Origin of the sequence: Pseudomonas fulva NBRC 16637 = DSM 17717 (assembly GCF_000730565.1) — a bacterium.
Taxonomy (GTDB): Bacteria; Pseudomonadota; Gammaproteobacteria; order Pseudomonadales; family Pseudomonadaceae; genus Aquipseudomonas; species Aquipseudomonas fulva.
In genome coordinates this window covers 105,142-117,623 of sequence record NZ_BBIQ01000007.1, presented here as the reverse complement: position 1 = coordinate 117,623, position 12,482 = coordinate 105,142, and the positions used below count along the sequence as shown (strand labels likewise).

Below are 12,482 nucleotides of genomic sequence, written 5' to 3'. Positions count from 1 at the left end.
CCGGTTACCTGGCGGCCGGTGGGCGAGCCCGCCGCTGCCAGGTCTCGGTGCAGTCTTGTCAAACAAAGGAATTACGCGTGTCCATGGACAAAACCAAACTGCGCAAATGGGGCATCGGGCTGGGCATTGCCGTGGTAGCGGGCATTGGCCTGTATGCGGTCCAGGCCCCGGCCAAGGCACCGCAGTACATCACCGCCCAGGTCGAGCGTGCCGACATCGAGAATGCGGTACTGGCCACCGGCGTGCTCGAAGGGATCAAACAGGTGGATGTGGGCGCCCAGGTTTCCGGTCAGCTGAAATCGCTCAAGGTGAAGCTGGGCGACAAGGTCACCGAAGGCCAGTGGCTGGCCGAGATAGACCCGCTGGTGCTACGCAACACCCTGCGCCAAGCGGAGGTGGACGAGCAGAAACTGCAGGCCCAACGGCGCTCGACCCTGGCCCAGCTCAAGCAGGCCAAAGGGGTCTATGAACGCTATCGAGAACTGCAAATCGATGCCTCGGTCTCGCGTCAGGAATATGAAAAGGCCGAGGCCGACTATCAGGTCCAGCAGGCTGCCGTGGGCTCGCTCGATGCGCAGATCCGCAGCGCTCAGGTGGAAATTGACACGGCCCGGGTCAACCTGGGCTATACCCGCATCAACGCGCCGATCACAGGCCACGTGGTGGGCATCGTTACTCAGGAAGGGCAGACGGTGATCGCCAACCAGCTGGCCCCGGTGCTGCTCAAGCTGGCCAACCTGGACACCATGACCGTCAAGGCGCAGGTCTCGGAAGCGGATGTGATTCACATCACGCCGGGCCAGGCGGTGTATTTCACCATCCTGGGGGAAGACAAACGCTACTACGCCAAGCTGCGCGGCACCGAGCCTGCCCCACAGCACTACGCCCAGAGTAGCGACAAGGCAGAGGGCGGGGCCGGCAAGCCAACTGGCGCGGTGTTCTACAACGCCCTGTTCGAGGTGCCCAACCCGGACCACCGCCTGCGCATCGCCATGACTGCGCAAGTGCACATCGTGCTCGATACCGCGCAAAAGGTTCTGACCGTGCCGGTGGCGGCACTGGGTGGGCGCGAGGCGGACGGCCGCTTCGCCGTGCGGGTGCTCGACGACAAGGGCTTCGCCGAGCAGCGCAAGGTGGTGGTGGGGATCAACAATAATGTTCGGGTACAGATCGAGCAGGGCCTCGACGAAGGTGACCGGGTGGTGATTGGCGAGCCGATTACCGGCGATTCGGGAGCCTGAGCATGAACATGAACGTGCAACCCACTGCCCCCCTGTGCCAGGCAACGGGGCAGGGCGAACCCTTGCTTTGCCTGGAGGGCATTACCCGCAGCTTCCAGGCCGGCGAGCGGGCCTTTCTCGCGCTCAAGGGCATCAACCTGCAGATTCACCGTGGTGAACTGGTCGCTATCATCGGCGCATCGGGCTCTGGCAAGTCCACGCTGATGAACATTCTGGGCTGCCTGGACAATGCCAGCACTGGCAGTTACAAGGTCGATGGCCAGCAAACCCGGGACCTTGACGTCGATGCCCTGGCCGCCCTGCGTCGCGATCACTTCGGGTTCATTTTCCAGCGCTACCACCTGCTGCCGCACCTGGACGCCCTGCACAACGTCGAGATCCCTGCCGTGTACGCCGGCATGGACCTGCAATGGCGCCATGAACGCGCCCAGACGCTGCTGAGCCGGCTTGGGCTTGGCGAGCACTTGCACCACCGTCCCAGCCAGCTGTCGGGAGGCCAGCAGCAACGGGTGAGCATATGCCGGGCATTGATTAATGGAGGGCAGGTGATCCTGGCGGACGAACCCACAGGCGCGCTGGACAGCGCCAGCGGCAAGGAGGTCATGAAGATTCTGCTGGAGCTGCACGCCTCGGGTCACACCGTGATCCTCGTCACCCATGACCCGCACGTGGCCGCGCACGCCGAGCGCATCATCGAAGTCAGCGACGGCCAGATCGTCAGCGATCGGCGCAAGGTTGCTGACACGGTGCCTGCACGGGCCGTGGCGCCGACGCCGGCACGCAAGAGGGGACATCGCCTGTTGGCAAGCCTGGGCATGTTCCGCGAGGCGTTCAAGATGGCCTGGCTGGCCTTGGTGTCACACCGCATGCGCACCTTGCTGACCATGCTCGGGATCATCATCGGTATCACTTCGGTGGTGTCGATTTCAGCCATCGGCGAAGGGGCCAAGGGGTACGTACTCAAGGACATCCAGGCCATCGGCAGCAACACCATCGATGTGTATTCGGGGAGCAACTTCGGCGACAGCCGGGCCAGGAACATTGAAACGTTGGTGCCGGCGGATGTGGCGGCGCTCAACGCCTTGTACTACGTCGACAGCGCAACCCCTGTGATCGGCCAGGGCACGCTGGTGCGCTATCGCAACCTGGACGTGGATGTGCAGCTCAATGGCGTCAGCGAGCACTACTTTCAGGTGCGCAACATCCCATTGGCAGCGGGCATCGTGTTCAGCGCCGATGATGCGCGGCGCCAGGCCCAGGTGGTGGTCATCGACCATAACACCCGCGAGCGCCTGTTCGGCCCGACCACCAACCCCCTTGGGCAGGTGATCCTGGTCGGTAATCTGCCCTGTACCGTGATCGGTGTGACTGCGCGCAACAAGAACCTGTTCGTGGCCAGCAACCAGCTGAACATCTGGGTGCCGTACGAGACGGCTGCCGGACGGGTGCTGGGACAGCGTCACCTGGACAGCATCAGCGTGCGGATCAAGGACGGGGTGCCCAGCAAGCGGGTCGAGGAGGAGGTCAGCCGTGTACTGCTGCAGCGCCACGGCAGCAAGGACTTCTTCACCAACAACCTGGACAGCATCATGCAGACCGTACAGAAGACCAGTCGATCCCTGACCTTGCTGCTGTCGCTGATCGCGGTGATCTCGCTGGTGGTGGGCGGCATAGGGGTGATGAACATCATGCTGGTGTCGGTGACCGAACGTACCCGTGAAATCGGCATACGCATGGCCGTTGGTGCCCGTCAGGCCGACATCCGCCAGCAGTTTCTGGTGGAAGCGGTCATGGTCTGCCTGTTGGGCGGGGTCGTGGGCGTGGGGTTGTCCTACGCGGTGGGCTACCTGTTCGAGCTGTTCGTCAAGCAATGGGAAATGGTGTTCTCCCCAGCCTCGATCGTGATGGCGTTCGCCTGCTCGACCTTGATCGGTGTGGTGTTCGGCTTCGTGCCGGCGCGCAATGCGGCTCGCCTGGACCCCATCGAAGCACTGGCACGGGACTGAACCACCTGCGATGCCGGTCGACCGATGCCTAGGCGTGCATCCAGCGCATCAGCGAATGCCGCCCGCCGATGCCCAGCTTGATCACGGCCCGGCGCAGGTAACTTTCGACGGTGTTCACGCGCAGGCCAAGCCGGTCGGCCTGCTCGGGGGCCGTTTGACCGGCCAGCAACCCTAGGCAGACCTGGCGCTCGCGTTCGGAAAGCTTGAGGCCTGTTTGGGCCAGGCGTTCGACGAACCGCTGCTCCAGGCTGTCGTGGCTGTTGCGCTGCACGGTGGGTTGCAGGGCACGCAGGTGTTTCTCCAGCATCGGCAGCACCAGGGGCGTGATGGCTTCGAGCCTATTGCGCTCCAGGGGGGAGAAGCCATAGGTGGTGTCGGCGCGCAGTACGCGAATCTCGACCCGCGCGTCACTGGCGCGGATACGGTGCAGGCGCGAAGGGTCATCCGAGGCGGTGGCCGTGGGTTGATCGCACGAGAACACGGTTTCGTCGAGTACGGTGGTTTCGCTAGGTGAGCGTGGCAGCTGGCGGATCTGCGTGGCGTCGATGCACAGGTGAGCCTGAATCAGGTCATGCAGCAGGCGGGGAAACTGGCGGCTGCCGGTGCTGGCAATGATCTTGCCGATCTGCGGATAGATGGAATTGATGCTCATCGAATCGTCCTTGAGGCCAGGGCACAAGCCCGGCTGTAGTGCAAGCCCTCATCCTGGGCCTGCATCGGTGCGTGAGGGGTATGCTAGTACAACGAGCGAGCCTTGGCTAAATCCAGCCTGGATGATGCCATATTGATATCTCCTGCGGACGCCATGCCGATCAGCGGGTTTGCTATCATGCCGCCTCCCTGACTAGCACAAGGCCCATTTTCATGCCCCTGAGCGCTGAACAGATTGCCGAGTTCCGTGGATTTGCCGAGCAGTTGGCCGATGCTGCGAGCGCTGCCATCACGCCTTACTTTCGTGCAAGCCTGGAGGTCGAGGACAAAGGCGGCCGGTTGTACGACCCGGTGACCGTGGCCGACAAGGCGGCCGAGGACGCGATGCGCGAGCGGATCCAGGCGCGCTACCCAGACCATGGCATCCTTGGTGAAGAGGCGGGCGTGGCCGTGGGCAGCAGCCCGTTGACCTGGGTGCTCGACCCGATCGACGGCACCCGCGCCTTCATCACCGGCCTGCCGTTGTGGGGCACGTTGATCGCGCTCAACGACGGTGCCCGGCCTGTGGTGGGGGTGATGAACCAACCTTTTACCGGCGAACGGTTCATCGGCACGCCCGAAGGTGCCTGGTCGGGCACGCGAGCGCTAAAGACCCGCGCCTGCAAAGCGCTGGCAGCGGCCACCTTGATGTGCACCACCCCTGACATGTTCGATACGCCTGCGCGCAAGGCTGCGTTCGAGCACGTGGCCAGCCAGGCACGGCTGATGCGCTACGGTGGGGATTGCTACGCCTATTGCATGCTGGCCTCGGGCTTTGTGGATGTCATCGTCGAAGCCAGCTTGCAGCCCTATGACGTGCAGGCACTCATGCCCATCATCGAGGGCGCGGGCGGCGTGATCACGGCCTGGGACGGCAGCAGCGCTCAGCAAGGCGGCTGCGTGGTGGCCTGCGGTGATCCGGACCTGCATGCCCAGGTCGTTGAGCTGCTGCGCGGCGCGATGTAGTTCAGGTAGCTACACCTGCTGGCGCATGCCGCACTTTTTTGGCTTTCGGGGCTCTATGCTAGGCCCAGGCTGCCGCGATCCCCGCGGCGGCCGCCGAAAACGAACCGGTGCCGATGGTAGTGTGCAGTTGCTCCACGATAGTTCGCCTGCTGTTGGCAGGCATCTTGGCCAGCCTGTGCGCCTGCACTCAGCAGCAGGGGCGCGACATCGTCAACCAGCTGGGCGAAGGCAAGCCCAGCGAGCTGTTCCAGACCAGTGTGGACCGCCTGGCGACCTTGTCGATGCGCGACAACCTGCAAAGCCTCTACCTGCTGATGAACAAGCTGTACCTGCGCAATCCCAACCAGTTGCAACGCTCGGGCTACCTGGACGCGGCCACGGCCGAGCGCCAGATCCGCCTGGCCATCGAACAGCGCCAACCCCTGGCGCAACTGGGCAATCGCCGCGACCTGGCTGCCTTGAGCTATGCCTTGAGCCCGGAATTTCGCGGTGATCGTGTGGGTGCGTTCATCTACGCCATCGGCAGTATGCTGATCACCGCCCACGGCGGACGCACCGCGTTCTACATGACCGACACCCTCGACCCGTTGTTCATCAACAACGCCGCGCGCAACATCGAGAAAGCCACCTGGATGCTGAGCCAGCGGCAGGACGCCAACGGTGTGCTGTTGCTGTTCTCCAACGAGATTTCGGAGGAGGGCAGCAACCTGAGTTTTGCCGTGGAATTTGGCAAGGTGGTGGCCCGCCTGGACTTGCTGGCCGAGCTGCTCGACGAGCGCTACCGCCGTATCGGCCTCAATTATGCGCAAAGCCTGCTGTTGATGAATTTCCTGCCGGTACAGTGACCTGCCGCGCCTGGAACAGGGCCTGTATCGCCTTGCGATAACGCTGCCCGGCCAGGCTCATGCTGTTGTTGTGTGTCGCACCTGGCACCAGCAACAGCGTCTTGGGTTCACGCGCGGCCTCGAACAGCCGCTGGCTGAAACGCGAGGGCACGTAGCGGTCGTCCAGGCCATGGACCAGCAGCACCGGCAGGTCGATATCGCCAATTTTGCCCAGTGAATCGAACTTCTGCGACAGCAGCCAGCGCACCGGCAGCGATGTATTGGCGACCACGCCTGCCACATCGCCCAACGAGGTGAACGTGGACTCCAGGATCAGCCCTCGCGCCGGGGCAGGGGTGCGCGTGTCTCGGGCTTCACGGGCGAGCGTGCGCGCCAGGTCGACCGCTACGGCGCCCCCCAGGGAGTGCCCGTAGATCAGACGTTTGCTCGCATCAGGTTGCAGTTGGGCGAAACGCTCCCAAGCCACGCGAGCGTCCTCGTACACGGTGGCTTCGGAAGGCAAGTCCCCTCGGCTGCGGCCAAAGCCGCGGTAGTCCACCGCCAGCACCGCATAGCCCATGGCGTGCAGCTGTTCGATGCGAAACAGCTGGCCGGTAAGGTTCCAGCGCACACCGTGCAGGTAAAGGATGGCCGGGGCATCGGCGCGTCTTGCCGGCCACCACCAGGCATGCAGGCTCTGGTTATCGGCGAAAGTGCGCGGGCGCAGGTCCAGCTCCTGGACACCGCCGGGCAGGCCATGAAACCAACTGGCCTGGCCTGGCTCGATGCGAAATACCAGCTCGCGTTCCTTGTGCTGCAAGACCGAGCAGCCGGCCGGCAGGGCGAGCACCAAGGCGGCGGCGCACAGCCAGGTGAACCAGCGACGGCGTAGGGCGCAGAGCAACCGGGTAGACATACGGATGTTGGGGATCTCGGAAAGGGTCAAGGCGCGGGAAAGTACAAGCAACGTGGCGTAGTTCTATCAAATGCTGCAGCTCAGATGTAAGAAATATTACCAGCCGGCGGACCAGCTTTTTTGCAAGCTGTTTCCAGCGCGGGCCTGCGCACCGTCCGCCGATTGCGCAAGCGCCCCGCAAGCAGGTAGCGTGGCCCAACACCCTCCTGACGAAGGCTTTGATTTGGACTCGATAACCCAAGCTGTTCTTGGCGCTGCGTTGCAAGGCACACTGTTGGGGCGCATTCAGGGCCGTAGGGCCCTGGTCTACGGCGCTGCGTTGGCCACACTGCCGGACTTGGACGTGATCATCCGTTATGCCGACCCGGTCTCGCAGATGACCTACCACCGCGGCTTTTCCCATTCAGTGTTCGTGCTGACCGCGCTGGCAGCGCTTCTGGCGTGGCTGGTGAACAGGACCTGGCCGGACAAAGGCTACACGCTGCCCCGGTTGTTCCTGACATTCTGGCTGGTGTTGGTGACCCACCCCGTGCTCGACGCGTTCACCGTGTACGGCACCCAGTTGCTGTGGCCCTTGCACGTGACCCCGCAAAGCTGGGCGGCCGTGTTCATCATCGATCCGGTGTATACCGTGCCGCTGCTGGTGGCGGTGGCGTACGCCGCCGTGCGCGGCACCCACGCCCGGGCGGTACGGTTCATGGCCGTTGCGCTGGGCTTGAGCACCGCTTACCTGGGCTTAGGCCTGGCCAGCCGTACCCTGGCCGAACACCGTTTCCAGGCCGCGCTCGATGCCAAGGGCGTGACCGTGAACGAGGTACGGGCAGTGCCCATGGCGTTCAACAGTCTGGTCTGGCGGGTATTGGCCAAGGCGCCGGACGGCGTCTATTACGAAGGGGTCAGTAGCCTGTTGGACCGCGAGTCGCCGGAGATGCTGCGCCTGAACCGCAACCTGCCTCTGGCCCAGGTGCTGGCAAACGATCCGCTGCACCAGCGGCTGCGCTGGTTCACCGACGACTGGCTGCGCTACGACCAGGTCGGCGACCGGCTGGTGGTGACCGACCTGCGCATGGGTACGCCGGGCAACTACACGTTCCGCTTCGACATGGCCCGGCAGGGCGAGCAGGGCCGCTGGCAGGTGCAGCAACCGGCCGTGCACACAGCCAGCGGCCCGCGCGACCTGTTCGACGGGCAGGCGCTGGGGTTGATCTGGCGCCGCATCGTCTTCCAGCAGCCCCCGCTACCCTTGGCCGCCTGGACCGCGCGCATTGCAGCGCCTGGGCAAGGGCAGGGGGAGTAGCGCCCAGTGCGCTCAGCCGGGCTGGACCTGGTCAAATGGCTCGCAATGCTGGCGATGCTCGCCGACCACCTACGCTTCGTCTGGCCGCAGGCCCACGGCCTGTTAGTGGTTGGCCGACTGGCGTTTCCGCTCTTTTGCCTGGCCATGGCCATGAACGTGGTGCGGCGCGAGCCTGACACGCCGCTCGATCGCCACCATGGGCGGTATCTGGGGCTGATGCTGCTGTTCACCGTGCTGTCCGAGCCTGCCTACCGCTGGCTGGACAGCGGTTCGACCACGTTCAGCGTAATGCCGACGCTGTTGTTGGGCCTGCTGGTGGCCTGGAGCGTGCAGCATACCCAGGCAGCCGCGCGGCTGCTGGGGTTGGTCGCGCTGGGCGCGGCTTGGGCTGGCAGCCCGTGCCTGATGTACGGCCTGCCAGGGGTACTGCTGCCCGCCGCCTGCGTACTTGCCTACCGCTGTGGGGGCGCAATGTGGCTTGTGCCGTGCGTGCTGGCGGTGGCCGGCAACTTGACCAACAGCTGGTTGATGACGCACCTGGGCGCCCACTTCACCTGGGTCACCCTGGCGGTTGCCGCCGTGGCCATTGCGGTCGGCAACGGCCTGTTGCACTGCCGATGGCATCGCGTGCCAGCTGTGGGTCGCTGGGCCTATGGTTTTTACCCGCTACACCTTTTGCTGATCAAAGCCTTGAGCACGCTTGGGCTGTGACACACCTGTGCCACGGTTGACCCAGGGTTGACGCAACTGTGTCGAGCATTTGCCCGTATCCAGCCCCTCCCCACTGACGGCTCGAAGGCTCTACTGCGGTATCTGCGGCCGTCAGCCGGCCGTTTGGCACAGCCGTTGCTCTTGTTTGGACTGACGCTCGTCGCAGCGTCGCCATAACAAGAACGGAGAACAGTGCATGAATCGATCAGGCCCCCAACGCCTTGCACGCGGCTGCTTGGCCCTGGCTCTCAGCTGGACACCCCTGGCCTTCGCCGCCGGTGTCGATGGGCAACGCATCATTGATGCGGACAAAGAGCCCGGCAACTGGATGAGCCATGGCCGCACGTACGACGAGCAACGCTTCAGCCCCCTCAAGACCATCGACCAGAGCAACGTGGGCCAGCTGGGGCTGGCGTGGAGCTACAAGCTCGACCTGGACCGCGGCGTGGAGGCGACCCCCATCGTGGTCGATGGGGTGATGTACACCACGGGGCCGTTCTCGGTGGTGTACGCGCTGGATGCGCGCAACGGCCAGCTGCTGTGGAAGTACGATCCGCAGTCCGACCGCAACCGTGCCGGCGAAGCCTGCTGCGATGCGGTCAACAGGGGCGTGGCGGTGTGGCAGGGCAAGGTCTATGTGGGTGTGCTGGACGGTCGCCTGGAGGCCATCGATGCCAAGACCGGCAAGCGGGTCTGGTCGGTCGATACCCGCGCCGATACTAAGCGCAGCTACACCATCACCGGTGCGCCGCGGGTGGTCAACGGCAAGGTGGTGATTGGCAATGGCGGCGCCGAATTCGGCGTACGTGGCTACGTCACCGCCTACGATGCCGAGACCGGGCGCCAGGCATGGCGGTTCTACACCGTACCGGGCGATCCGAAGCTGCCGTCTGAGGATAAAGCCATGCAGATCGCCAGCAAGACCTGGCACGGGGATGCCTATGTCGAGTGGGGCGGCGGCGGCACCGCCTGGGATTCCTTTGCCTACGATCCGCAGCTGAACCTGCTGTACATCGGCGTGGGCAACGGCGCGATGTGGGACCCCAAATGGCGCAGCCAGGCCAAGGGCGACAACCTGTTCCTGTCCTCGATCGTGGCGGTGAACGCCGATACCGGCGAGTACGCCTGGCACTACCAGACCACGCCCGGCGACGCCTGGGACTTCACGGCCACCCAGCACATGATCCTGGCCGAGCTGCCCATCGACGGCAAGCCGCGCAAGGTGCTGATGCAAGCGCCCAAGAATGGCTTCTTCTACGTGCTGGACCGGGAAACCGGCGAGTTGCTGTCGGCCAAGAACATCGTGCCGGTGAACTGGGCCAAAGGCATCGACATGAAGACCGGCCGGCCCATCGTCGACGACGAGGCAGCGGCCTACTGGAAGGACGGCAAGCGCAAGCTGGTGACTCCGGCGTTCTGGGGGGCACACGACTGGCACCCGATGTCGTACAACCCGCAGACGGGGCTGGTGTACATCCCGGCCCACATCATGTCGGCCTACTATGAGCACGTGCCAGAAGCGCCCAAGCGCAACCCGTTCAAGAGCGTCTACCAGTTGGGGCTGCGTACCGGCATGATGCCCGAAGGCGCCGAAGGGCTGCTGGACATGGCCAAGACCTGGTCAGGCAAACTGATTGCCTGGGACCCGGTCAAGCAGGCGCCTGCCTGGGAAGTGCCGTACATCACGATCTTCAATGGTGGCACCTTGAGCACGGCCGGCAACCTGGTGTTCGAAGGCAGCGCCGACGGCCGGGTCATTGCTTATGCCGCCGAAACCGGCAAGAAGCTGTGGGAAGCGCCTGCGGCCAGCGGCGTGATGGCCGCACCGATCACCTATGCCGTCGACGGCGAGCAATACGTCACGTTCATGGCTGGCTGGGGCGGCGCATTTTCCACGTTCGCTGGCGCACTCTCTTTGCGTGCAGGCGTGCAGCCCTATGCACAGGTGCTGACCTACAAGCTGGGCGGCTCGGCCAAGCTGCGCGAGCCGGCCCCGCCTGCCGATGCGCCCAAGCCGCCACCTTTGACGGCCAATGCCGAGACGGTCGCTGCAGGCGCTGCGCTGTACGACGGCAACTGCTCCCAGTGCCATGGCATCCATGCCGTCAGCGGCGGGGTCTTGCCCGACCTGCGCAAGCTGGGCGCCGACAAGCACCAGATGTTCCTCGGGATTCTCTACGGCGGCAGGGTGCCCGATGGCATGCCCTCGTTTGCCGACAACCTCAACCCTGAGCAAGTCGAGCAGGTCCATCAATACCTGATCAAGCGTGCTCACGATTTGCAGGAGGAAGGCGAGGTCTGGAAGCGGTTCAGCGCCCGTCCGGCAACCCCTTCATCGCTGGCTGACAATGCCCCACAGGAGTGAAATGCCCATGAACGATTCGGTCTACCAGAACTTCATCGACAACCGGTTCGAACCCGGTGAAGGCCTGCTCGAAGTCCATAACCCGGCCAATGGCCAGTTGCTCGGTCGCGTGCCGGAGTCTTCGCAGGCCCAGGTCGACCAGGCCGTGAGCGCGGCACGCCGGGCTCAGCGCGCCTGGGCAGCCCGGCCTGCGCAGGAACGCGCAGGCTACCTGCGCGCCATCGCGAACCGGATACGGGCCAATGCCGATCAGCTGGCCCGGACCATCACCCTGGAAGGCGGCAAGGTGCCGGCCCTGGCCCAGGTGGAAGTCGGCTTCACGGCCGATTACCTGGACTACATGGCTGAATGGGCGCGACGCCTGGAAGGCGAGGTGTTGACCAGCGACCGTCAGGCCGAACACGTGTTTCTCATGCGCAAGCCCGTGGGCGTGGTGGCAGGCATCCTGCCGTGGAACTTCCCCTTTTTCCTGATCGCCCGCAAGATGGCGCCGGCGCTCATTACCGGCAACACCATCGTGGTCAAGCCGAGTGAGGAAACCCCGATCAACTGCTACGCGTTCGCCCGCCTGGTGGCCGAGACCGGCCTGCCACCCGGGGTGTTCAACGTGGTCGGCGGCACAGGCGCCGCCGTGGGCCACGGCCTGTCCAGTCACCCGGGCGTGGACATGGTCAGTTTCACCGGCAGCGTGGCGACCGGTGCGCGGATCATGGCAGCGGCGGCGCCGAACATCACCAAGCTGAACCTGGAGCTGGGCGGCAAGGCGCCTGCCATCGTGTTGGCCGATGCCGACCTGGACCTGGCAGTCAACGCGATCGTCGCCTCGCGGGTGATCAACACCGGGCAGGTGTGCAACTGCGCAGAGCGTGTTTATGTGGCGCGCCAGGTGGCCGATCGGTTCATCGATCAGGTGGCCCAGGCGATGGCCGCCACACGCTATGGCGACCCATCGACGCAGCAGGACCTGCACATGGGACCGTTGATCAACCGGGCCGGCCTGGACAAGGTGGCGCAGATGGTGCGCACTGCCCAGACCCAAGGCGCGCAGGTGGTCACGGGCGGGCAGGTGGCTGACCTTGGCAGCGGTTTTCACTATCAGCCCACCGTGCTGGCAGGCTGCACGGCCGACATGGAGATCATGCGCAAGGAAATCTTCGGGCCGGTGTTGCCAATTCAGGTGGTGGAGGACCTGGACGAAGCCATTGCCTTGGCCAACGACAGCGAGTACGGGCTGACCTCGTCACTCTACACCCGCGATCTGAACGCCGCGCTCAAGGCGTGCCGGGAAATCGACTTCGGCGAGACCTACATCAACCGCGAAAACTTCGAGGCCATGCAAGGCTTCCACGCCGGGGCCCGCAAGTCGGGCATTGGTGGGGCGGACGGTAAGCACGGGCTCTACGAGTACACGCGCACGCAGGTGGTCTACATCCAGGGTTGAAGCCCAGCCGTGGCCAGTGCCCCGG

The 12,482-nt window shown here is 64.5% G+C and carries 10 protein-coding genes; 8 read left to right on the top strand and 2 right to left on the bottom strand.

Going from position 1 to position 12,482, the window contains the following annotated elements:
• Positions 1 to 83 precede the first annotated feature (83 nt).
• Together macA and PFU01S_RS09620 are read left to right on the top strand one after the other, a co-directional pair.
• Complete coding sequence (gene macA / locus PFU01S_RS09625) at positions 84 to 1,241, top strand: macrolide transporter subunit MacA (RefSeq protein ID WP_027915637.1); 1,158 nt, start codon at positions 84 to 86, stop codon at positions 1,239 to 1,241.
• 2 nt (positions 1,242 to 1,243) lie between these two features.
• Positions 1,244 to 3,247 (top strand): MacB family efflux pump subunit, encoded by a 2,004-nt coding sequence (locus PFU01S_RS09620; protein WP_042139409.1) that lies wholly within the window; start codon positions 1,244 to 1,246, stop codon positions 3,245 to 3,247.
• A 28-nt stretch (positions 3,248 to 3,275) separates the two neighbouring features.
• Here the strand turns inward: PFU01S_RS09620 and PFU01S_RS09615 are convergent, their stop codons facing one another.
• Positions 3,276 to 3,899 carry a helix-turn-helix transcriptional regulator gene (locus tag PFU01S_RS09615; protein WP_219859649.1) on the bottom strand — a complete coding sequence of 208 codons (624 nt, stop codon included), beginning with the start codon at positions 3,897 to 3,899 and terminating at the stop codon, positions 3,276 to 3,278.
• Between the two features lie 212 nt (positions 3,900 to 4,111).
• Between PFU01S_RS09615 and hisN the strand changes: the two genes are divergently transcribed.
• Entirely contained in the window at positions 4,112 to 4,903 is a 792-nt protein-coding gene (gene hisN / locus PFU01S_RS09610) for a histidinol-phosphatase (protein ID WP_027915634.1), read from the top strand.
• Between the two features lie 113 nt (positions 4,904 to 5,016).
• Positions 5,017 to 5,748, top strand: coding sequence for a hypothetical protein (locus tag PFU01S_RS09605; protein ID WP_028687501.1), 732 nt, complete (start codon positions 5,017 to 5,019; stop codon positions 5,746 to 5,748).
• On the opposite strand, the gene PFU01S_RS09600 is transcribed toward PFU01S_RS09605, so the two are convergent.
• Positions 5,699 to 6,643 (bottom strand): alpha/beta hydrolase, encoded by a 945-nt coding sequence (locus PFU01S_RS09600; protein WP_028687502.1) that lies wholly within the window; start codon positions 6,641 to 6,643, stop codon positions 5,699 to 5,701. The genes PFU01S_RS09605 and PFU01S_RS09600 overlap by 50 nt on opposite strands.
• A 223-nt stretch (positions 6,644 to 6,866) precedes the next feature.
• On the opposite strand from PFU01S_RS09600, the gene PFU01S_RS09595 reads away from it, so the two are divergent.
• The 4 genes from PFU01S_RS09595 to aldA all read left to right on the top strand — a co-directional run bounded on the left by PFU01S_RS09595 (position 6,867) and on the right by aldA (position 12,457).
• On the top strand, positions 6,867 to 7,940 hold the full coding sequence (locus PFU01S_RS09595) for a metal-dependent hydrolase (protein ID WP_028687503.1): 1,074 nt from the start codon (positions 6,867 to 6,869) through the stop codon (positions 7,938 to 7,940).
• A gap of 6 nt (positions 7,941 to 7,946) precedes the next feature.
• Positions 7,947 to 8,651, top strand: a complete 705-nt coding sequence (locus tag PFU01S_RS09590) for a TraX family protein (RefSeq protein WP_028687504.1) — start codon at positions 7,947 to 7,949, stop codon at positions 8,649 to 8,651.
• A 196-nt stretch (positions 8,652 to 8,847) separates the two neighbouring features.
• Positions 8,848 to 11,016 carry a PQQ-dependent dehydrogenase, methanol/ethanol family gene (locus tag PFU01S_RS09585; protein WP_028687505.1) on the top strand — a complete coding sequence of 723 codons (2,169 nt, stop codon included), beginning with the start codon at positions 8,848 to 8,850 and terminating at the stop codon, positions 11,014 to 11,016.
• Between the two features lie 7 nt (positions 11,017 to 11,023).
• Complete coding sequence (gene aldA / locus PFU01S_RS09580; protein WP_028687506.1) at positions 11,024 to 12,457, top strand: aldehyde dehydrogenase; 1,434 nt, start codon at positions 11,024 to 11,026, stop codon at positions 12,455 to 12,457.
• Positions 12,458 to 12,482 lie beyond the last annotated feature (25 nt).

Excerpts from the sequence above, each read along its gene's own strand:
- aldA (WP_028687506.1), top strand. The coding sequence starts at position 11,024 with ATGAACGATTCGGTCTACCAGAACTTCATCGACAACCGGTTCGAACCC.
- macA (WP_027915637.1), top strand. The coding sequence starts at position 84 with ATGGACAAAACCAAACTGCGCAAATGGGGCATCGGGCTGGGCATTGCC.
- hisN (WP_027915634.1), top strand. The coding sequence starts at position 4,112 with ATGCCCCTGAGCGCTGAACAGATTGCCGAGTTCCGTGGATTTGCCGAG.
- PFU01S_RS09620 (WP_042139409.1), top strand. The coding sequence starts at position 1,244 with ATGAACATGAACGTGCAACCCACTGCCCCCCTGTGCCAGGCAACGGGG.
- PFU01S_RS09600 (WP_028687502.1), bottom strand. The coding sequence starts at position 6,643 with ATGTCTACCCGGTTGCTCTGCGCCCTACGCCGTCGCTGGTTCACCTGG.
- PFU01S_RS09615 (WP_219859649.1), bottom strand. The coding sequence starts at position 3,899 with ATGAGCATCAATTCCATCTATCCGCAGATCGGCAAGATCATTGCCAGC.
- PFU01S_RS09605 (WP_028687501.1), top strand. The coding sequence starts at position 5,017 with ATGGTAGTGTGCAGTTGCTCCACGATAGTTCGCCTGCTGTTGGCAGGC.
- PFU01S_RS09585 (WP_028687505.1), top strand. The coding sequence starts at position 8,848 with ATGAATCGATCAGGCCCCCAACGCCTTGCACGCGGCTGCTTGGCCCTG.